The following is a 22,100-nucleotide window of genomic DNA, read 5'->3' as shown; positions in this document are numbered from 1 at the left end:
GCTATCGCCGGGTAAAATGAACCGCTGGCGCACATCCTCCGCAAGGAGCGGGAGTGCCGACAGCATCAAAGAGAAGCGAACCGTCCCATGTTACGATTCCTGCTCGTTCGCATAGCCTCAGCAATCCCCGTGCTCTTCATCCTGAGCGTGGTGACTTTCGCCATCATTCAGGCGCCGCCGGGCGACTATGCCGATTACATCCGCTCGCAGTTGATGAACCAGGGCGGCGCATCCTTCGAACAGGCTGATGCCCAGGCGCAGGCCTATCGAAAGGAACATGGTCTCGATAAGCCGATGATCGTTCAATATTTCAACTGGGTCGGCGGCATCGTCACCAAAGGCGATTTCGGCTACAGCATGGTCTACAACAAGCCGGTTGCCGATGTCGTCGGCGAGCGCCTGCCACGAACGCTGGCGCTGGCGCTGGTGTGCCACATATTCGCATCCATTCTCGGCATAGGTTTCGGCATATGGGCGGCGACGCGCCAATATAGCTGGGTCGACAATCTGCTGGCCGGCGTCTCCTTTCTCGGCATGACGGTGCCACGCTTCCTGATGGCGCTGATTATCGTCTATATCCTTGTCTTCCAGCTCAACGTCTCGGAGATCGGCAGTTTCTTCTCGCCGCAATATGGTGGAGCGCCTTGGTCGTGGGCGAAGTTCGTCGATCTGGTCAAGCATGTCTGGCCGGTCGTTGCGATCGCCACCTTCGGCGGCCTCGCTTATAATATGCGCGTCATGCGCGGCAATCTTCTCGACACGCTGAACGCTCAATATGTCGAAACCGCACGGGCAAAAGGTCTTTCCGGCGGCGCCGTCGTCATGCGCCATGCCGTGCCGAATGCCCTGCATCCGCTGATCATGTATCAGGGCGTCGTGCTTCCCTACATGCTGACCGGGGAAATCGAGACCGCAATCATCTTCTCGCTGCCGACAGTCGGGCCGGCCATCGTCGGCTCCATGGCGGTCGGCGACGTCTATGTCACGGCAACCTTCATGATGGTGCTTTCGGCAACCCTCATCATCGGCAATATCATCGCCGACATGCTGCTTGCCCTGCTCGATCCGCGCGTGCGTCAACAGGGAGGGATCCACTAATGCTCGCCTTCAGCAACTCCCCACCTGTGCCGGAAGAAAAGGTCAAACACAAAGGCGGTGGCGAAAGTTACATCGCACTGGTCTGGCGACGCCTGAAGCGTTCCTGGACGGGCATGAGCGGCCTTATCCTCGTCGTGCTGCTGTTGCTAATGGCAGTGTTCGCCGAATTCGTCGCGCCACTTGACCCCAAGGCGACCGACACCGGCTTCGCGCCGCCGCAAATTATCAGCTTTCACGGCAAGGACGGCAATATCGTCTTCCAGCCCCGCGTCTACGCACTGGTCGAAACCACCGATCTCGATCCCGTCACGTTCCAGCCCATCGTCGGTCCAGACTACGATCATCCCCGCCTGCTCGGCTTGTTCGTCAAAGGCGATCCCTACTATTTGTTCGGCCTGATCCCCGGCAACCGGCATCTGTTCGGCACGACCGATGGCGGTCCGGTGCATTTCCTCGGTACCGACAAGTTCGGTCGCGACGTGCTGTCACGTGCCATATACGGCTCTCGCATTTCGCTGATGATCGCTCTCACGGTCGTCGCCATCGTGACGATTGTCGGCACCAGCATCGGCATGATCTCCGGCTATTTCGGCGGCGTGCTCGATACCTGGATCCAGCGCTTTGTCGAGGTCGTTCTCGCCTTCCCGCAAGTGCCGCTTTATCTGGCCTTGACTTCGCTGATCCCCGTGACCGCGCCGACCAATGTCTTCCTTGCCTTCGTCATCATCGTCATGTCTGCACTCGGCTGGGCGCAGATGTCACGCGAGGTTCGCGGCAAGACACTGGCATTGGCAAGGATCGACTATGTGCGAGCAGCGATGGCGATCGGGGCCACCGACCGGCGTATCATCCTGCAGCACATATTCCCGAACGTCATGAGCCACGTCATCGTCGCCGTGACGCTTGCGATCCCGAGCGTGGTTCTGCTCGAATCCTTCCTGGGTTTCCTCGGCTTTGCCGTCAAGCCGCCGCTGATCTCCTGGGGTCTGATGTTGCAGGATACGTCGACCTATTCGGTCATCGGTTCCTACCCCTGGATTTTGTCGCCCGTCGCCTTCGTCCTCGTCACCGTCTTCGCCTTCAATGCACTCGGCGACGGACTGCGCGACGCGATCGATCCCTATTGAGAGGAGAACGGATATGGCTCTCGCACTCGTCAATCCCTTCGCTCCAGACCTTCGCTTCGATGCCGGCGAAAGGGCCATCGCGCCTGTTATCGATGCCCGCAATATCGCCGTCAAATTCAAGGTCGAGGACGGCATGGTCGATGCCGTCAAGGACATCTCCTTCCAGCTCTATCGCGGCGAAACCATCGCCATCGTTGGCGAGTCCGGCTCGGGAAAGTCGGTGACGGCCCGTACGGTGATGGGGCTTTTGACCAAGCGCGCGGTGGTTTCGGACAAATCCACTGTTCATTATGATGGCAAGAATGTCCTGAAATTCTCGGAGCGGGCGCGCCGACAGCTGCGCGGCGACCGCATCTCGATGATTTTCCAGGAGCCGATGAGTTCGCTTAACCCGATCTATACCATCGGCAGCCAGATCGTCGAGGCGATTCGGGTTCATCGCAAGGTCAGCCGCCGGGACGCTGAGAAACGGGCTCTCGACTTGCTGAAGCAGGTGCAGATCCCCGACCCGGAAGCGCGGCTGAAGCAATATCCGCATCAGCTCTCCGGCGGTCAGCGCCAGCGCGTGATGATCGCCATGGCGCTTGCCAACGATCCGGACGTGCTGATCGCCGACGAGCCGACGACGGCGCTCGACGTGACCGTGCAGGCACAGATCCTGAACCTCATCCGCGACCTGCAAAAGCAGCTTGGCATGGCGGTGATCCTCATCACCCACGACCTGACCGTCGTGCGCCAGTTCTCTGACTACGTCTACGTGATGCAGCATGGAGAAATGCGCGAGCACAATACGACGGAAGCCTTGTTTGCTCATCCGCAGCACCCCTACACGAAGCATCTCCTGTCGTCGGAGCCGCGCGGCCGGGCAAAACCACTGCCGCCGAATTGCGATACCGTGCTCGAAGGAAAATCCGTCAAGGTTGCTTTCATGCTGCGGCATGGAAGCTTCTTTAAGCCGGATATGCGCGAGCTTGTCGCTGTCAATGGCCTGAATCTGGAATTGCGCCGTCATGAAACGCTCGGGCTGGTCGGTGAATCCGGATCCGGCAAGACCACCTTCGGCCAGGCGCTTCTGCGCTTGATTGATGCCGATAGCGGCGAGATCTTCTTCGACGGGCAAGCGATACACGGCAGATCTCGCGCCGAGATGCGGCCTTTGCGGTCCCGTATGCAAATCGTCTTTCAGGATCCGTTCTCGTCGCTCAATCCGCGCATGACCATCGGCCAGATCATTTCCGAGGGGTTGGTGGTCAACAATATCGGCGCCAACAAAGCCGAGCGGCTGGAACGCGTGCAGGACGCACTCGTCAGTGCCGGCATGCCCGCCAATATCCTCTCACGCTTCCCGCACGAATTTTCAGGCGGCCAGCGTCAGCGCATCGCGATTGCCCGCGCCATCGCGCTCGAGCCGGAATTCATTCTGCTCGACGAGCCGACCTCGGCGCTCGATCTCTCCGTTCAGGCTCAGATCATCGATCTTCTGCGCAAGCTGCAGGACGAGCGCGGCCTGAGCTATCTCTTTATCTCGCACGACCTCAAGGTCGTCCGCGCCCTCTGCCATCGCGTGATCGTCATGCAGCACGGCAGGATCATGGAAGAAGGGCCGGTCGACGAAGTTCTATCCCATCCCAAGACCGCCTACACCGAACGCCTCGTCAGAGCGGCGTTCGAGGTAGCTTCATAGCATCCAGGAGATTTTGAAATGACACGCACTCCCAAGATCACCTTCATCGGTGCCGGCTCGACCGTCTTCATGAAGAACATTATCGGCGACGTCCTACAGCGCCCGGCACTTGCCAATGCACGAATCGCACTGATGGATATCAATCCGCAGCGGCTGGAAGAGAGCGCCATCGTCGCGCGCAAGCTCGCTTCGACACTCGGCGCTCCAGCGACGGTCGAGACTTTCACCGATCAGCGTAAGGCGCTCGATGGCGCCCACTTCGTCGTCGTCGCCTTCCAGATCGGCGGATACGAACCCTGCACCGTAACGGACTTCGAGGTTCCGAAGAAGTATGGTCTTCGCCAGACGATTGCCGACACGCTCGGCGTCGGTGGCATCATGCGCGGCCTGCGCACGGTTCCGCATCTGTGGAAGATATGCGAGGACATGCTCGCCGTCTGCCCGAATGCGATCATGCTGCAATATGTGAACCCGATGGCCATTAACACCTGGGCGATTGGCGAGAAATACCCCACGATCAAGCAGGTCGGTCTTTGCCATTCCGTGCAGGGAACGGCCATGGAACTGGCGCATGATCTCGACATTCCCTATGACGAGATCCGCTATCGTTCGGCCGGTATCAACCACATGGCCTTCTACCTCGCCTTCGAGCATCGTCAGCCGGATGGTTCCTACCGCAACCTCTATCCTGATCTCGTCCGTGCCTACCGAGAAGGACGCGCGCCGAAGCCGGGCTGGAACCCACGCTGCCCGAACAAGGTGCGTTACGAGATGTTGACCCGCCTCGGCTATTTCGTCACCGAGAGCTCCGAGCATTTCGCCGAATATACGCCCTACTTCATCAAGGAAGGCCGCGAGGATCTGATCGAGAAGTTCGGCATTCCGCTCGATGAATATCCGAAGCGCTGCATCGAGCAGGTAGCTCGCTGGAAGAACCAGGCGGAAGAGTATCGCACGGCAGAGAAGATCGAGGTCAAGCAATCGAAGGAATATGCGTCTTCGATCATCAATTCCGTCTGGACCGGCGAACCCTCCGTCATCTATGGCAACGTCCGCAACAATGGCTGCATTACATCACTGCCTAGCAATTGCGCTGCCGAAGTGCCGTGCCTTGTCGATGCATCAGGCATTCAACCAACCTATATCGGCGACCTGCCACCGCAGCTGACAGCCCTCATCCGCACCAACATCAACGTGCAGGAGCTGACGGTAAAGGCCCTGTTGACGGAAAATCGCGAGCACATCTACCACGCCGCAATGATGGACCCGCATACGGCAGCCGAGCTCGATCTCGACGAGATCTGGTCGCTGGTCGATGAGCTGCTGGCAGCCCATGGCGAATGGCTGCCGGAATGGGCACGCGGCAATCGCAAGGTTCAGGCCGCCTGAAGCCACTCTCTCCCGGCTTGCGGCCCAAAAGGCCTCGCGGTGTTGCCGCGGGGCCTTACGCTTTTGGTCACACGAGGGAAAAGGAAATACGAAACGCAATGAATGACACATCGAAAGACGATGACAAGGCATGATCGACTGCGTTAAAAACACTCGCGGTTTGGAGGAGACGAACGACATGGCCAGCTCGGATACATTCACCACAGGAACATTCGTCGGTCGCATTTGGCGTCCGGACGCTGAAGGCCCTGCCCTCGTCACCGTCCGCGACGGCACACTCCATGACATCACCTCGAAACAAGCGCCGACCATGCGCGATCTTCTCGAGATGGACGATCCGGTTGCGTTTGTCCGCGCTCAGAAAGGCGAAGCGGTCGGTAGCCTCAAGACTCTTCTCGCAGCCAAGCCCGATCGCTCGGCAATCCATCTTCTCGCGCCGATCGATCTTCAGGCGATCAAGGCTTGCGGCGTGACCTTCGCCCGCTCGATGCTTGAACGCGTCATCGAGGAGCGTGCGGCCGGTAATCCGGATCTTGCAGAAGCGATCCGCGGCAAGGTGACCGCCCTGATCGGCGACAGCCTGCGCAACCTCAAGGCCGGCTCGCCTGAGGCCACCAAGGTCAAAGCCGCGCTGATCGAAGAAGGTGTCTGGTCGCAATATCTCGAAGTCGGTATCGGGCCCGATGCGGAGGTCTTCTCCAAATCACAGGTGATGTCCTCAATGGGACCAGGCGCGGATGTCGGCTTGCACCCGATCTCGAAATGGAACAATCCGGAGCCGGAAATCGTCCTGGCAGTCGATAGCCGGGGGCGAGTCAGAGGCGCAACGCTTGGCAATGACGTCAACCTGCGCGATGTCGAGGGACGCTCTGCCCTGCTGCTCGGCAAGGCCAAGGACAACAACGCCTCCTGCTCGATCGGTCCCTTCATCCGTCTGTTCGATGAGACTTACGGTCTAGACGATGTCCGCAATGCCGATCTCGACCTGAAGGTCGAAGGCGAGGACGGCTATGTGCTGCATGGCCGCTCGTCGATGAAGGAAATCAGCCGCGATCCGCTCGATCTCGTCTCCCAGACCATCGGCCGCCATCACCAATATCCCGATGGTCTCGTGCTGTTTATGGGAACGCTTTTCGCGCCGGTGGAAGATCGCGACACCCCTGGGCAGGGTTTTACCCATAAGGTCGGTGACATCGTCACCATCTCCAACGACAGGCTCGGCGCGTTGCGAAACCGCGTGTTGTTGTCGACCGAATGCCTACCATGGACTTTCGGCACTTCGCACCTGATGCGCAATCTCGCGCGGCGCGGATTGATTTGAAGTGCGAGCTAGCAGGCGAGAGACTGAAGCGATAGCAATTTCGCCGCCAATTGCCCGGCATCGATGGATGCAAGATTGCCGCCGGCGAAGAACGGGTCGCGCGAGACGTCGCGCCCGACCCAGGGCGGGAGTATGAAGGTTTCGAGCGCAATGGCCGACTGCAATTCGAGTTCACCTAAAGCCAAGCCGGCAAGATGATCTTCGAAGACATCGATGCAGAATGCGGAGGGAATGACGTCGTATCGTTTCTTCCGCAAGCCTTTAGCGGGCAGCGCTGAGAACAAATCATGTTCCCGTGCCGTCAGGTAAATATTGACGATTGCGAGCGGCTCGTCGCCCTCGCTCGGGTACTTTTTGCACAGCTTGTACTGTGTGTCCCGATCCCGGCTCGTGATCTTGCGCAGGCGTAGTCTCGTGCCATCGAAATAGAGATCTTCGATCAGTCGAAATCTCCTGTCGGAAAGATCGGGAATGTCGCCAAGTAGGAATCGCCGCTCAAATTCAGGCCGCGCATATTTCGGAATTGAGTGCACCATCTCGCAATGAGGCGCCTGCCGCTCGAAGGCACAAGCGCCTAACAACCTCTCGATATCAATGCGTGGACATCGGCTGCGGTTGGCTCAGACGGCTGCGAACGGCCGTGAGTTCTGAGGTGGTATGGTTCAGACGATCGGCGAGAACGCGCATGATCTCGACGGCCATTTCCGGAAAGTCGCTGAGCAATTTCAGGAAGTGTTCCTTGCTGATCTTCAGGGCTTCAAGCCTTGAGGTCGCCTTTACGGTCGCGGTACGGGAGACGTCGCAAAGAATGGCGATTTCACCAACGATGGAGTTGAGATCGACCTCGGCAACCTTGATCTCGCCGGAAGGGCTGTCGACGAGAATATCAGCGGTTCCTGAAAGAACAACATAGGCGGCATCGCCTTGATCGCCCTGATGAAACAGGGTCTGTCCAGCATTGTAGCTGACGCGATCCGACGTAAACGCCAAAAGTTTCAACTTCGCCGGTGCGATGCGCGAAAAAATCGGCACCCGCTTCAGCATTTCAACTTCATCTTTCAGAAGCATGAGCTTCAAACCCCCAGTGTTCGGCCCCAGACGCCACTGTCGAGATAGGATATTACGATAACAGTTCTTTGAACATACCGTTTTTCTCTAAAAGATCGGTCGTTGAACCGCTTTCGACAAGGTTGCCGTGATCGAATACCAATACGCGGTCGAACAGCTCGGCAAAACTCGGGTTGGACAGGACCCAGATTATGGCCGGCGCGTAGCCCGCGCTATCGAGATCCCCCAGTATAGCTCTCGCAATCTGATCCTGAACACGATGATCAAGCGCTGGCAGGGGGCGATTGCAGATGATGTAATCCGCCCGCTTCAACAGCGCGCGGCCCAGATTGAGCTTCTGCCGCTGCACGTTCGTCAGGCGCTTGCCGCCTGAACCGACGTCGAAATCCAGGCCGATCGACAGGACGCCATCATGCATGCCGAGACGCCCGAAGACATCGAACATGATCTGATGGATGCGCTCGGGGGCATTGGCCTGCTGATGCGCGATACGCCCGAACAGAACATTGTCCATCAGGGTCGCCGATGCCGTGAAGCGCTCGGGATCGTAACGCTCGATGACGCTGGCAAGATCGGCGGGAATGTTCTCATAGAATTTCGCGCGCGCCTGCACGATCTTCTCCATGAGCATCTGCGTCAGGAGACCGAAACGGTGGCGGGGCTCGATGTAGGAAAAGCTCAACCGGATAATCGCCGATCTCTCGTCGTCGGTCGCCGCCTCGTAGCCCTTGCCATTCAGCTTCTGTAGCAGCGCCTCATAGGTCGGTATGTCCTCCGCCGTCATGAAGGTCAGTTGCTGAAAGAACGGATGATCCGGCGGCAAGTCCGTGAAGAGCTCGACGGCGTTTTCCGCAATCTCCAGGCCCATGTCATAGAGATCGGAGATCAGCCCGGTTTCTGCGAACAGTTGCCGGAAATATGGATGTGCTGCCAGCTTGCGGTTGGTCATCTGCGGCCGCTTCAAGGTGCCGAACAGCAGATTTTCGCCGACGGTCGCCTGCAGATTATAGGCGTCGAACTGGAAGGGAACGACGAGATCTTCGAGCTTTTCTTCCTGCAGCCGCTCCCGCAATGCCTGTCGCAGTTCCACAATGCGTGACGTCAGATCCTGGTGTGATGCGGTGTCGACATTCGAGCGCAACGCCATGTCGAAAATATCCTGAGACATCGCCACGGCATCGAGAACAGGGCGGATCACTGAATAGATATCTTCCGGGCCGCTCGCTCCCGCAGCGGCGTAGTCGACCCAGTCGCCATTGAGATCGAGTTCCGGATTGGCAGCTCGCCGCGCCTCGTTCATCTGCCACTTGGCTTTGGTCGCCTCCTCCTCACTATAGGCGGGGGGAATAAGTGGCGCGTGCTTGAGACCATAGAGCAGATTGCTGCGCAACGTACCGTGGAAGAAGAAGGTCTCGGATGAGGCATAGGCGATCCGCCGCCCGGTCAGCGACTCCGGCAGCTCCAATATGTCACGTCCATCAATCGAAACACGGCCGCTGTCCGGCCAGACTAGTCGGCCGAAGGCTTCAGCCAGATATTCGCCACCGGCACCGCTGTCGCCGACGATCGCAACCTTTTCTCCGGGCTGGATTTCGACGGATACGTGATCGAGTACGCGCGCGCCGCTGTCGTCGACGACAGTCACATTGGTCGCAAGAAGCGAATGGGTAATGCGGCCGGCCGGGGCCGGCGAGACGACCTGGATCTTCGGGTCGATCAGATTGTCGACGCTGAATTGCTCGACAACCTGATTATATTTCACCTGTACATCCTGGCGTGACTGATCCCAGTCGATCAGTTCCTTGAGAGGACCGGGTAGATCCTTGTAGGCATTGATGACGGCAACGAGCTGACCAATATCCAGCCGACCCTGCAGGGCCAGGAAGCCGCCGACCAGATAGAACAGGAACGGTGTGACCTGCGCGAGGAAGTTGTTGATGAATTTCACCATGAACTTCCATTGGTAAAGATCGTAGCGGATCGAAAAGATCAGTCCCAGGCGATGCGCGATATCCGCGCGCTCCAGGTTCGTCGTGTCGTTCGCATGGATCGTGCCGATCCCGTCAACAATCTCGCCGACGCGCCCGGAAAGCTCGCGCGCCGTCAGCTGTCGCTGACGACCGAGCTCCAAAAGGCGCTTGCGCATGCGCGGAATGACGACCGCCTGCACTGCGACGATGGCTGCGGCAATCATGCCCAGCCAGAAATTCTGCATGATGATGAAGATGAGGGCCGTCACCGCTTGGCCACCCAGGAGCGCTGGCTGCACGAAGGCATCGCCGGTGAAACCGCCCATCGGCTCCACCTCGTCTTTGATCATCGTTGCAATCTCGGCAGGCTTCACCCGCTTGAAATGCGCCGGCGGAAACCGCAGCACCCGATCAATCAGCTCGAAACGGATGCGGCGCAGCATGCGTTCGCCAAGCCGGCCCTTGTAGGTGTTGATATAGAGCTTGAAGAGGCCGTTGAGCACGACAAGCGCCAGAAACACAAGGCTCAGCGCCACCAGCATCCACATGCGGGTGAGCTGGAATCCATGGAACACTTCGATATGACCGATCAACGGTACGTCGAAGGCAATATGCATGAAGGTCTGCGTGTCGCCTGGATGCTCGAAGCCCTTACCCTGAATGGGTCCATTGACGATCTGCTTCGGCAGGTCGAACGACAGGAAGTACGGAATCATCGAAGCGGCGACAACAAGCAGTATCCAAATCTGCTCCAGCCGGGTATTCGACCAAATGTAACGCGCTAGGCTTTTTTCCATCGCTTATTGCAGGCTTTCAGATTCAATCGCCCAGCGCCGGCGAGATGCCGGCACCGATGTTACAGAAATGCAGGATGAGCTTGTTGCGGATGCGTGGCCCCATTGTGAAAAGGGACGCTGCCCGGTCTTTCGTCCACGCTCCCCCGATTCATCGATTTTTCGATTTATATCACAAGATTGCAGGAATCCAGGAACATAAAACGGCAGGATATATCGATCATTGCGCCATCTCGGCGCTCACGCGATCTGGCGAATGATAGCCGAGGTCCTGGCCGCGCCACCGAGGTCGATATCAGCGCTGCCAGGCTTGGGCCGCGACAAGGCCGTCTCAACCGCCTTGACCAGCAGATCCGTGGTCAGTCCGGCCTCGGGTAGCGCCTGCGCAAGACCAAGCTTCTCAAGCCGCTCAGCCCTCACGGACTGCTCGGTCTCCCCGCCGGCGGTGAACGGCACCAGAATGGCGCGGCAACCTGTGACAAGGAGATCGCCAACCGTGTTGTAACCGGCTTGGGAAATCGACAGCTCCGCCCCTCTCAGCAATGAAGGGAAATCCTTGCGGAAGCGCACGATTTCAACATTACCGGGTGCATCCTTGGTCAAATCCGCAAAATCCTGTTCGGGCAGGTTCGGGCCGGTGACGAGCAGCCAGCGACGCGAGGTCGCCACTCGGCTCGCCGCCTCAAGCGAGGCGCGGATAAGATCGCGGCCGACGGCACCGCCGCCGGCGGAAACGACAATATCGAAGGTCTCGACAGGCTCGGGAGGCAGCGCAGGTGCCACAAGCCCGGTGTAGGCGATCTTATCGGCGATAGAACCGGTCAGAGGAAATGTTTCTTCCAGCCGGATGAAGTGGGGATCCCCGTGGACGAGAACGCCATCGAAATGATCGCGCAGCAGCCCTACCGTCTCCTCGTCGCGTCCCGGCTTCTTCTGCTGCTGCAGGATATCGCGCACCGACGAATAAAGCCGAGGCTTCGGATCAGCCTTGGCAACCGCGTCCAGCAAGGGCAGCAGCTCAAAACGCATCTGCCGGCGCCCGAAGGGAAATGCTTCTATGACGACAACGTCCGGCGCTGCGTGCCGAAACGCCTCAAGCAGACGCTCGCGGCGCTGTGTTAGGAACGCTTCATCGACTGGGTTGCCGGATTGATCGGCGAGCCCGGAAAAACCGGAACTGCTGGCGACCACCGCCGGCAGCGTAACCGAGGTCACATCGCTACCTGGAAAGCCATTCACCGGGATGCCGCCGGTAACGACAGTTACCTGGCAGCCATCCGCGGTCATGGCGCTAGCAATGCGGCTGGCTCTTGCAAGATGGCCAATTCCGAGCAGATGCTGAACATAGAAGAATATGCGCAAGGGACGGATGTCTGCTGACGTCATGCGGATTTCCGCCATTGGTCTTCCTTCTGCCACTGATCTTCGAACAGCCGCGTCAATTGCCGAATGCTGGCGTGATGATCGAAATGCTCGCGCACCCGCCTTTCCGCCGCATCTCCAAGCCTGTGGCGCAGCATCGGATTGCGGATCGCTGATTCCAGCCCTGCCGCAAGCGCCTGGGGGTCCTCCGGGGGAACGACGAGACCGTTCTCTCCGTCTTCGAGCAGCTCTGGAACGCCCGAAATATTGGTGGAGATGCACACGAGACGCTGGCTGGAAGCCTCGACGAGCACGTTCGGCAGGCCGTCCCTATCGCCATCTGCGGCAACGCGGCAGGCGAGTGCAAAAATATCCGCCTGACGGTAATGCGCCAGCACCTCTTCCTGCGCCAAGGCACCCTTCCAGGCGATGCGGTCGCCAATGCCGAGTGTTTCGGCAAGCGCCTTCAACTTTGCCAGCCCATCGCCACCGCCAATATGGGTGAAACGCCAATGGAGATCACCTGGCAGCAGAGCCAGCGCCCTCAACAATACGTCATATCCCTTCTTCTCCACAGCGCGCCCGACGCTGAGGATGAAAACGGGGTCGGCCACATCCATACCGTCACGATTGGAATGCTCGCCTGCGAAGGGGCCGAAGCGATCGAGATCGAGGCCATGATAGCTCAGATACACGTTGTCACGCATGTCGGTCAGATCGCGCATATGCTCGAAACCGCTGCGCGTGCAGGTGACCGCCCAACGGGCGCGGCCGAGCTTTTCCGAAAGCTCCCAGTCCGGCGAGGTCCAGATATCCTTGGCATGCGCCGAGCACGTCCAGGGAATGCCGGTCATGGTGCTGGCATAGGCGGTCACGGAGGCCGGCGTATGGATGAAGTGCGCATGTAGCCATTCACCGCCGTCGGGCCATTCATGCGCCAGCACTAGGGCCTGGCCGAAACGTCGAACGCGGTTCGGAGTAACGTCCCGCTTCAAGTCGGCCCAGAATTGCTTCAAGAGCGGCCAGAAGCCGGGCTTGCCGATGCTGGCAAAGAAAGCGCGCAGAACTCTCAGCGGTTCGTTGTGCAGATACTCAGGCAGATAGACCACGCGCGCCTTGATCTCGTCGTGAACCGGATGGCGCTTCTTGTCCGTCGGCTTTCGCATCGAAATCAGCGTCAGATCAAATCCGGCCCTTTCCAGGCCGAGCAGCTCTTGCGCGATAAAGGTTTCCGACAGGCGGGGATAGCCCTTGAGGACTACCAGTATTTTCTTTCGCATCAAAAGGTCTCGAAGATCCCAGGCATTTCCGTTTTCAACGGAGCCGCGGCAATACTCTGTCTCGCTGTCTTCACGCAAATCCGAACGCGAAAATCGCTTCGCGCCTATGCTCGAATTGCACTACTCGGCAACAATCGACAGCGGCGGATAGCGCTCGCGATCATCGAACCACTCGCCGACCGTGTGCGAAATATGCACGAGCCCCTCAAGGCGCATGTTGCTGCTGCTTGCAGAAGGAGGCGCGCGGTTCGGCAAGCGCTTCAGGGCGGCGGCAAGCTGCTTCGGATCGGCCGATTCCTCCGGCAACAGCATATCGACGAGACCCAGCTCGCTTGCCCGCTGCGCCCGGATCAGTTGCTCCTCGCGCGGCCGCGTGCGTGGAATGATCAGCGCCGGCTTATCGAAGGACAGGATCTCGCAATAGGTGTTGTAGCCGCCCATGGCAACGACAGCCCTAGCGCCGGCGATGAGCTCTTCCATCTTGTTGTCGAATTCGATCACCTGCAGACAGTCGATCTTGCCCGCCCGTTCCAGCAGCTGACTGCGCTCCTTGGCCGGCATATAGGGGCCAAGGACGATCAATGTCTTTTGCGTCAGCGAGCTGTCGTGCTCGAAAGCGCCGATGACATCGCTGACCAGATCGGCGCCATCGCCACCACCACCCGTCGTCACCAGGATGTAGTCCTCGTCGGGTACATGTTCGGACTTCGTGCCGAGCTTGGAAACGCTGCGCTGCAGGAAGCCGACGAATTCCATCTTCCGCCGCACGCCAGCCGGCACGTCGAGGCCGACGAGCGGATCATGGAAATCCGGCGGCCCATAGACCCAGACGCGATCGTAGAACTGATCGATCTTCTGCAGGACGTTGTTCTTCTTCCACTCCGCTTCCAAGAGGTGCGGTGCGTCCATGACATCGCGCATGCCGAGAACGAGCGTCGTGCCGCGCGCCTTGAGATAGGTCAGCGTCTCCTCGACCTCGCCCTTGAGCCCAAGGGGCTCTTTGTCAACGATGAAGACGTCGGGCTGAAAGGTTTCGGCGGTGTGCCGGATGATCGACTGCCGCATCTTCAGCGTTTCCTGCAGCGCGACATGGCTCGCCATCGACGTATATTCGCCGTCGCGCAGCTTGATGACGCTCGGCACTTTTACGAAATCGACGCGCGCGCGATAATCAAAAGCGCCGGCGATCGTCGCGCCGGAGATAATCAACACATTCAGGCCACGATAATCCTCAACGAGAGCATGTGCGATCGTCCGGCATCGCCGCAAATGGCCGAGACCGAACGTGTCGTGGCTGTACATTAGGATTCGAGCATCTTCTAAGCGCCGCTTCATGGGCAAAACCTCTGGGGGATGAAAGTCATGTACGCGGTCTGTCGGCAAACGACATCCACGTCCGCTCCTCGAATTGCAATCCTGTCTTCGCCATTCACCCTGCTATTTGTAGGGATCGGCGGCATCGCGCAAGCCGTCTCCTAAAAAGTTGAACGCCAGAATGACCAAAATCACCGGGATCATCGGAAAAAGAAGCCATGGATAGAAGGCGATCACACTCACGTCCTTTGCCTCGGTCAACAGAATACCCCAGCTCGTGATCGGCGGGCGCAGACCCAATCCGAGGAAGCTCAGCGCCGTCTCGCCGAGAATCATGCGAGGAACCGCGGTCGTCGCCGCAGCGATCAGATAGGACATGAACCCCGGCACAAGATGGCGGCCGATGATGCGCCTTGTGGGTGCGCCCATCAGCTGCGCGGCAAGCACATAGTCTTCCTCGCGCAGGGATAGAAGCTTGGAGCGAACTGCACGCGCAAGACCCGTCCAGTCCAGAATACCGAGAATGATGGTAATGCCGAAATAGACTATGATCGGGCTCCAGCTCACAGGCATGATCGCGGCTAGCGCCATCCATAACGGCAGGCTTGGTACCGATTGAAGGATCTCGATCACGCGCTGAACAAGCAGGTCGAACAGGCCGCCGTGATATCCCGCAAGACCGCCGATGACGATCCCGAGCACGAAGCTGATGGCAATGCCGATCAACCCGATCGTCAGGGATATGCGTGCGCCGTAGATGATCCGCGACAGCACGTCACGGCCGAGCCGGTCGGTTCCCAGCAGATACATCTGACCGCCGATGGCCGGGCAAACCAGATGGACGTTTGATTCTACCAGACCCCAGAAGCGATAGGCATCACCGCGACAGAAGAAGCGGATGGGCTGCACGTCCGATGTGTTGTCGGTGTAGTTCCTGCGCAGCGTGTCGATATCGAGTGTCATCTTGCGACCATAGACGAACGGCCCGACGAAGTTGCCCTTATCGAAAAAATGAACCGCCTGCGGTGGCGAATGAATATAGTCGACGTTACGGCTGTGCAGCCCATAAGGCGCCACGAACTCCACGATCAGGATCATCCCATACATTAGCGCCAGAAAGATGCCGGATGCGAGCGCGAGCTTGTGCTTCTTGAATTTCCACCACATCAGCTTCTTTTGCGAGGCCATGTAGTAGCGTTGCTGGCCAGCGGACATGGCTTCGAACTGATCCGGATCGAAATCCGCGCTCGAGACATAATGCTCCAGTGGGGCGCCAGGGCTTGGCAGAGGTGCGGTCACTTTGTACTCCTGCCTTGCAAGCGGATGCGGGGATCGAGAAAGCCGAGAGCGATATCGGAAATCAACACGCCGATGACATTGAGGAAGGCCAGGAACATCAGGAACGAGCCGGCAAGATACATGTCCTGGCTCTGCAAGGCCCGGATCAGCATCGGGCCGGTCGTCTCAAGCGATAGCACAATGGCGGTGATTTCGGCGCCGGAAATGATCGATGGCAGGATGGAACCGATATCGGCGACGAAGAAGTTCAACGCCATACGCAACGGGTATTTGACCAGCGCCCTTAGCGGATGCAGGCCCTTGGCGTGCGCTGTGACGACATATTGCTTCGGCATTTCATCGAGCAGGTTGGCGCGAAGGCGGCGGATCATCCCGGCCGTCCCGGCGGTGCCGACGATGATGACCGGGATCCAGAGATGCGCCAGGATCGAGCGCGCTTTTTCCCAGCTCATCGGTTGCGACAGATATTTTTGATCCATCAGGTGGCCAACCGACACGCCGAACCAGACATTGGCGAAATACATCAGGATCAGCGCCAGCATGAAGTTCGGGATGGCGATGCCAAGCAAGCCGAGAAAGGTAAGGCCGTAGTCGCCCCAGCTATATTGATGCGTGGCCGAATAGATGCCGATCGGGAAGGCGATCAGCCACGTCACGATGATCGTCGTCACCGACACCAAGATAGTCAGCCACAGGCGATCGCCGACCACATCCGACACCGGCAACTGATATTCGAAGGAGTAGCCGAAATCGCCGTGCAGCATGCCGGCGACCCAACGGAGATATTGAATCGGAAGCGGCCGGTCGAGCCCATATTCGTGGCGAAGCTCCTCAATCTTCTGAAGGTCAGCGGTCTCGCCCTGAGCGCGCAGCTCGGCGATCTGGCTTTCGAAGAAATCGCCCGGCGGGAGCTGGATGATGGTAAAGACCAGCATGGAGATGACAATCAACGTCGGGACCATCACCGCAATGCGCCAGAAGATATATCTAAGCATTGGGACGATCCTCCTTCATCCAGAAGGTGTCTGGCATGTAAACCCCGAGATAGCAGGTCGGAGTGAAGCCGTAGAGCGCCTTATCGGGCACGTTCTGCATGCGCGACGAGTGAACGATCGGCTGCAGCGTGCCATTGACAAGCCCGATGGAGAAGACCTGGTCCGAATAGATCGCCAGCATGTTATGCCAGATCTCGGCACGCTCGAAGGAGGATGCGGCCTCCTCCCACTCATGAAGCAGCTTGACGAGTTTGGCCGCCTCCGGAACGTCGGGCGCAACCCCTTTCGTCTCACGCGAGAGGTAGTACATGCCCCAGAGCGGCCATTGCATCTGGTCGTTGGTCGTCGGTGCCAGCTCCGCCGGGGTCATGTCCGCCGTCGGCGCGCCGTTGTCGAGGCCGAACCACAACGACATCTGAATGCGGCCGCCCATGGCGCGGCTTTGAAAAACATCGCGTTGCGAGACGCGGGTGAAAAGCGCAATGCCTACCTTGCGCCAGTGATCGGTCACCAGTTCTAGGACGTCCGAATCGAGCGTGCTTTCACCCGGTGTTTCCACAGTGATCTCCATCCGCCGCCCATCCGGCAACAGACGGATGCCGTCATCGTCGCGCCTGGCGAGACCGGCGTCATCGAGAAGAGCATTGGCCCGATCCGGATCGTGCGCGATCCAGGCCGACGCATATTCAGGCTTAAAGAGCGGGCTGTCCGGCAGGACGGTATTGGCGCTCTCCGTGCCAAGGCCGTAGAAGACGGCCATGTTAATCTCGCGGCGGTCGATCGCCAGCGACATGGCCCTGCGCACCCTGACATCGCGCAGGACATCCCTCCAGACAGGATCGGCACTGTTCAGATTTGGAAACAGCGCAACGCGCGAGCCACGCACCGATTTCCACAGATTGACTTTGACCGGATAGCGCTTCTCTGCCTCCTTCAGGAAAGTATAGTCGCTGAAGTCGATGCCGGTTGCCTGCAGATCGCTCTCTCCCGCACCGGTCTTGGCGGCGATGATCGACGACGAGCTGATACTCAGGATCATACGGTCGATATAGGGGAGCTGTCGCCCATTCTCGTCAACGCGATGAAAATAGGGGTTACGTTCGAATATGAATTGCTCGGCCGGCGGTGCCGTCGTGTTTTTCCAGGGATCGAGGACCGGTAGATTGGGATTTTCAGGCCGGTACGAGCGGCCCATCTTGATATGAAGGTCTTGCCACTTCTTTGCCCGATTTTCCTTCATCAGCGAGGCGAGGCGAATGCTGTCCTGGTATTTCTTGTGGAACTGCTTAAGGTAGTGCGCCGGGCCGGCAATAACCAGCGGCTGCGGGGCGGCAAGAATCGACAGAAAGCCCGGATTGGGATCATCCCAGGAATAGCGCACCGTCAATTCGTCGAGCACCTCAAAACGCGGCAGGCTGCCGTGCGGTCGCAGTTCCAAGGCCCCGCCGCCAGGCGTCAACTCTTTGTTGAGGATGACGTCTTCCCACCAGTAGCGGAAGTCATTGGCAGTGAAGGGCTGCCCGTCCGACCATTTATGCCCTTCGCGCAACTTGAAGGTGAAAACCATGTCGTCGACGGAGGAAAACGACTCTAGAATATCCGGCTGCAGCGTCAGGTTTCGGTCGTAACCGACGAGACGGGCATAACCGTAGATCGTCATGAAACGAAGGTCGTTCTGGCTGCCGATGATCGTGCGCACCGAACCGCCATAGTGGCCCGGCACACGCCCCATGGCGGCAACGTTGACGACGCGTGGGAATTTCGGCAGGCGCTTGGCGAGATGCGGCAATTGGCCGGCTCTCAGCCAATCGGCGAGATATTGGGGCTCATTGTCGACATCGGCTGCGGCAAGAGGCGAAGGAAGCACCGTCGAGGCCAGCAGGCCAAGAAAGGTTCTGCGAGTTACCATTTGCGCAACTCCTGAGCATCGACACCCCGGCGTGCGCGAACGAAATGACCGCCGCCCAGATCGGCATAGGCGAGCTCTGCATCCCCGCTTTCAGAAAACTGTGGCCCCCATTTCTGCCTGGCTGCAGGCCCCTCGCTATTCAGCGCCGAGAAATTCAACGGCCGGTCAAGATCGGGGAACGGAACGGCGGCAAGCAGCGAGCGGGTGTAGGGGTGGACGGGCTCGCGCAAGATGATCTCACGCGGCGCGATTTCAACGATCCGACCCCGCGCCATGACGGCAATTCGGTCGGCCATATAGTCGACCACGGCGAGATTGTGCGAGATGAACAGATAGGTTAGGCCGAGCTCCTTCTGCAGATCCTTGAGCAAATTGAGGATCTGCGCCTGGACCGACACGTCGAGCGCCGAGACGGGCTCATCGAGGATCAAAAGCTTCGGCCCCAGCGCCAAAGCACGCGCAATGCCGATGCGCTGGCGCTGGCCGCCCGAGAAGCTGTGGGGATAGCGGCTCAGATAGCGCATGTCGAGCCCAATCGCCTGCATCAGCGCCTTGACCTTCTCCTTGCGTTCCTCGCTATCGCCATGCCTATGGATTTCCAGGGGCTCGCTTAGGATATTGCGGACCGTCATGCGCGGCGAGAGCGACGAAACAGGGTCCTGGAAAACCATCTGTATCTTTGTGCGCAGATCCATCAATTCCTTGTCCCTCGCGGCGAGCAGGTCGATCTTGCCGCTGCCATCGTCGAAGCTCACGGAGCCGCTGTCGGCCCTGATCGCCCGCATGAGGATCTTGCTCACCGTCGTCTTGCCGCAGCCGCTTTCGCCGACGAGACCAAGACATTCGCCGCGGCGGATCTCGAAACTGACATCATCCACCGCGCGGAATTTCGTGCCACTCCGCTTGCCGAACAGCCCGCCGGCTTTCGAAGTATAGGTCTTGGTCAAGTTGCGAACGCTAAGCAAGACCTCGGGCGTCGTACCGGCGGCTGTTGCCGCGCCGTTGCCGATCAGCTTTTTCTTGCCGGAGAAGGTGCCGAGGTTGATTGGAACGTCGCGCAGCGACTTCAAGCGCTCTCCAGGCTTCATGTCGAAATGCGGTACAGCCGCCATGAGCGCCTTCAGATAGCGGTGCTGGGGCTTGCGAAAGATCGTGTCGACCGGACCCGCTTCCATGATCTCGCCGTGATAGATGACGACGACCTCATCGGCCATGTTGGCAACGACGCCCAGATCATGAGTGATCAGCAGCATCGCCATGTTGAAGCTTTGCTGCAGATTGCGCAGCAATCCGAGAATCTGTGCCTGAATGGTGACATCGAGTGCCGTCGTCGGCTCGTCGGCAATCAAGAGCGCCGGATTGCATATGAGCGCCATGGCGATCATCGCGCGCTGACGCATCCCGCCTGAAAGCTCGAACGGATACATATCGAATGTGTGGACGGGATCCTGAAAGCCGACGAGGCTCAGCATCTCCTCCGTCTTCTCGCGTTGCTCCGCCCTGCTGGTGCCAGGGTTATGAATGCGCAGCGCCTCGCTGATCTGATTGCCGACCGTATGCAGCGGCGATAGCGAAGTCATCGGCTCCTGGAAGATCTTGGCCATTCGAGCGCCGCGCAACCGGCGCATGGCAACACCGTCACGTGGCAGTTGGAGAAGGTCCGTCGTCTGGCCATCAAGCGGATCGGTAAACAGAATGCGCCCCGTTGCCCCTGCGGCAGCAGGAAGAATGCCCATGATCGACTGACTGATAATCGACTTTCCGGACCCGGATTCACCGACAAGTGCAGTGACTTTGCCGGGAAGCACTCTCAAGTTGGCATTCTTGACGACGCTCAGCTTTTCCCCATAGAGCGAGAACGAAACGTCGAGGTTCTCGATACGCAGCAGATCAGTCCCTGACGCCATACATATTACTTCCCGCTCACATGACCTTTGTGGCCTTATACGGCACACTAACGTAGGCCAGAACGGGTGTCTAGCTGGTCAAAGTAGTGAGGGCCCCGTTAAAAAACTGTCGTCTTTCCAGTGATATATGGGCTTATGTTATACTCCGCGTAGGCGGTAGTCACGGGGCATGCTTTTCGACTTGAAAACGGCTCTCGAATTTCTTGGCATCCCTGTGTAGCAGAATGACCTGCTCTGCTTCGGAGAGGCCATCCGTCTCGGCATCGCTAAAGATCTCCGCTACGCGACTGGAGGCCGTGGCAGCCTTCGGAGAGACGACAGTAAAGCGCTGGCGCACGCCCCGCAGCTTTTCCTCCCCGAGCGTTCCCCACTCGCAATCGGTGTAGCCTGAGAATGCCTGGCTGGCGACGACTTCCGTCGCATATTTTTTCGTCAGCGATTGAAGCCGCTCCACCTCGTTGACGGCAGCGCCGAAGGCAGAGAAAGTCAGCCGGTCCTTCAATCCCACGTTGCCGAACATGACGTTGCCGACATGAAGGCCGATGCCGTATCGCACCTCGCTCAAGCTACGTGACCGGCGATCCTCGTTCAACGCGGCAACGCGGCGCTGAGCTTCGAAGACGGCGGAAAGCGCCGCTTCGCAAGCAACCTTCGACGGGTCCTTATGCCGACCACAGGGGTAAACGGCCAGAAATCCGTCGCCGAGGAAGCTCATGATCTCACCGCCATTGCGATTGAACGGCGCGGCGATCGCATCGAAGAACTCGTTGAGCGTATCGATATAGGCTTGCCGCCCCTCCTTCTCAGCATAGACTGTGGACTGCCGCATGTCGCCCATAACGAGCGCCGCGCGGATCGTCTCGCCGTCGCCGCGACGGATCTGCCCATTCAGCACGCGCTTGCCGGCATCGCCGCCGAGATAGGTCGTCAACATGTTGTTGGTGAGCTTGCCGAGAACCGCCATCTTGGCAGCCATGGCCAGATGATTCTGGATGCGCATGAGCGCACCGATCATGTCCTCGCTGAAGCCGCCGATGCCATCGGTGGACCAGGATCCCATCATCCCCTGCATGGACCCTGCACCGAAGGTCTGCACGAAGGCAAGATAATCGGTGATCTTCTCCTTGCGCAGATCGTCGAAGATGGGAAATTCCACGGCGCCATCCAGATCGATGCGGCGGCGCAAATGCAGAAGATTGTTGGACAAAAGGTAATAATAAGGGCTCTGCATGAATCGTTCCGGCCGTTCATTCGCATGCCGGTAGCCCTCTATCGTCAATCCACCAGTCCTGCGCCACGTAAAGCCGAGCGCGTCATAGAGCGGGTGCAGCATCGAAAAGGTCAGATGCACGCGATAGAGGGGCATGCCGGTGGCAGCCATACGCTCGCAGAACCCGCGCACGATGGTCTCCAAGTTTTCGCCAGTCAATGCCGCGTGCGTCAGCCACTCCGCAACCTTGTCGAGAAGAATATTGGAAACAGTCGAATGAGCAGTCATTATCCCCACAGCCTATCTTTGATTTATCGATGCACGCTCCGGCAACACAGCGCCTGCCAGATCACCGGACTGCCCTCTGCTGCGA

The 22,100-nt window shown here is 58.8% G+C and carries 16 protein-coding genes; 5 read left to right on the top strand and 11 right to left on the bottom strand.

All coding sequences use genetic code 11. The annotated features are described in order from the left end of the window. Positions 1-87 precede the first annotated feature (87 nt). The 5 genes from QD461_RS10605 to QD461_RS10585 all read left to right on the top strand — a co-directional run bounded on the left by QD461_RS10605 (position 88) and on the right by QD461_RS10585 (position 6,619). Complete coding sequence (locus tag QD461_RS10605; RefSeq protein WP_184703352.1) at positions 88-1,098, top strand: ABC transporter permease; 1,011 nt, start codon at positions 88-90, stop codon at positions 1,096-1,098. Further along, a complete protein-coding gene (locus QD461_RS10600; RefSeq protein WP_414087724.1) occupies positions 1,098-2,225 on the top strand; it encodes an ABC transporter permease in 1,128 nt (375 codons plus the stop codon). Before QD461_RS10605 ends, QD461_RS10600 begins: the two co-directional genes overlap by 1 nt. Before the next feature lie 13 nt (positions 2,226-2,238). Further along, positions 2,239-3,909, top strand: coding sequence for an ABC transporter ATP-binding protein (locus tag QD461_RS10595; RefSeq protein ID WP_414087723.1), 1,671 nt, complete (start codon positions 2,239-2,241; stop codon positions 3,907-3,909). Between the two features lie 18 nt (positions 3,910-3,927). Then, positions 3,928-5,298, top strand: a complete 1,371-nt coding sequence (locus QD461_RS10590; RefSeq protein ID WP_414087722.1) for an alpha-glucosidase/alpha-galactosidase — start codon at positions 3,928-3,930, stop codon at positions 5,296-5,298. 178 nt (positions 5,299-5,476) lie between these two features. Beyond that, the gene (locus QD461_RS10585) at positions 5,477-6,619 is read left to right on the top strand and encodes a fumarylacetoacetate hydrolase family protein (protein WP_414087721.1); all 1,143 of its coding nucleotides are present in this window, start codon (positions 5,477-5,479) and stop codon (positions 6,617-6,619) included. Positions 6,620-6,627: 8 nt separating this feature from the next. On the opposite strand, the gene QD461_RS10580 is transcribed toward QD461_RS10585, so the two are convergent. The 11 genes from QD461_RS10580 to QD461_RS10530 all read right to left on the bottom strand — a co-directional run bounded on the left by QD461_RS10580 (position 6,628) and on the right by QD461_RS10530 (position 22,015). Further along, a complete protein-coding gene (locus tag QD461_RS10580; protein ID WP_414087720.1) occupies positions 6,628-7,155 on the bottom strand; it encodes a hypothetical protein in 528 nt (175 codons plus the stop codon). Positions 7,156-7,210: 55 nt separating this feature from the next. Next, positions 7,211-7,687 (bottom strand): cyclic nucleotide-binding domain-containing protein, encoded by a 477-nt coding sequence (locus tag QD461_RS10575; protein WP_414087719.1) that lies wholly within the window; start codon positions 7,685-7,687, stop codon positions 7,211-7,213. A gap of 52 nt (positions 7,688-7,739) precedes the next feature. Beyond that, positions 7,740-10,454, bottom strand: a complete 2,715-nt coding sequence (locus QD461_RS10570; RefSeq protein WP_414087718.1) for an ABC transporter transmembrane domain-containing protein — start codon at positions 10,452-10,454, stop codon at positions 7,740-7,742. A gap of 237 nt (positions 10,455-10,691) precedes the next feature. Beyond that, positions 10,692-11,837 (bottom strand): glycosyltransferase family protein, encoded by a 1,146-nt coding sequence (locus QD461_RS10565; protein WP_414087717.1) that lies wholly within the window; start codon positions 11,835-11,837, stop codon positions 10,692-10,694. Next, entirely contained in the window at positions 11,834-13,093 is a 1,260-nt protein-coding gene (locus QD461_RS10560) for a glycosyltransferase family 4 protein (RefSeq protein ID WP_414087716.1), read from the bottom strand. Before QD461_RS10560 ends, QD461_RS10565 begins: the two co-directional genes overlap by 4 nt. 120 nt (positions 13,094-13,213) lie before the next feature. Further along, positions 13,214-14,428 (bottom strand): glycosyltransferase family protein, encoded by a 1,215-nt coding sequence (locus tag QD461_RS10555; protein ID WP_414087715.1) that lies wholly within the window; start codon positions 14,426-14,428, stop codon positions 13,214-13,216. Between the two features lie 102 nt (positions 14,429-14,530). Next, the gene (locus tag QD461_RS10550) at positions 14,531-15,706 is read right to left on the bottom strand and encodes an ABC transporter permease (protein ID WP_184703363.1); all 1,176 of its coding nucleotides are present in this window, start codon (positions 15,704-15,706) and stop codon (positions 14,531-14,533) included. After that, a complete protein-coding gene (locus QD461_RS10545) occupies positions 15,703-16,701 on the bottom strand; it encodes an ABC transporter permease (protein ID WP_414087714.1) in 999 nt (332 codons plus the stop codon). Before QD461_RS10545 ends, QD461_RS10550 begins: the two co-directional genes overlap by 4 nt. Next, positions 16,694-18,610 (bottom strand): ABC transporter substrate-binding protein, encoded by a 1,917-nt coding sequence (locus QD461_RS10540; protein WP_414087713.1) that lies wholly within the window; start codon positions 18,608-18,610, stop codon positions 16,694-16,696. The genes QD461_RS10545 and QD461_RS10540 overlap by 8 nt, the downstream gene beginning before the upstream one ends. Next, positions 18,604-20,517, bottom strand: coding sequence for an ABC transporter ATP-binding protein (locus QD461_RS10535; RefSeq protein WP_414087712.1), 1,914 nt, complete (start codon positions 20,515-20,517; stop codon positions 18,604-18,606). Before QD461_RS10535 ends, QD461_RS10540 begins: the two co-directional genes overlap by 7 nt. 160 nt (positions 20,518-20,677) lie before the next feature. Further along, positions 20,678-22,015, bottom strand: coding sequence for an adenylate/guanylate cyclase domain-containing protein (locus QD461_RS10530; protein ID WP_414087711.1), 1,338 nt, complete (start codon positions 22,013-22,015; stop codon positions 20,678-20,680). Positions 22,016-22,100 lie beyond the last annotated feature (85 nt).

It is taken from the genome of Rhizobium sp. BR 314 (genome assembly GCF_047445805.1).
Taxonomy (GTDB): Bacteria; Pseudomonadota; Alphaproteobacteria; order Rhizobiales; family Rhizobiaceae; genus Rhizobium; species Rhizobium lusitanum_B.
The sequence above is the reverse complement of the archived record's forward strand: the minus strand, read 5'-3'. Positions and strand labels throughout refer to the sequence as shown.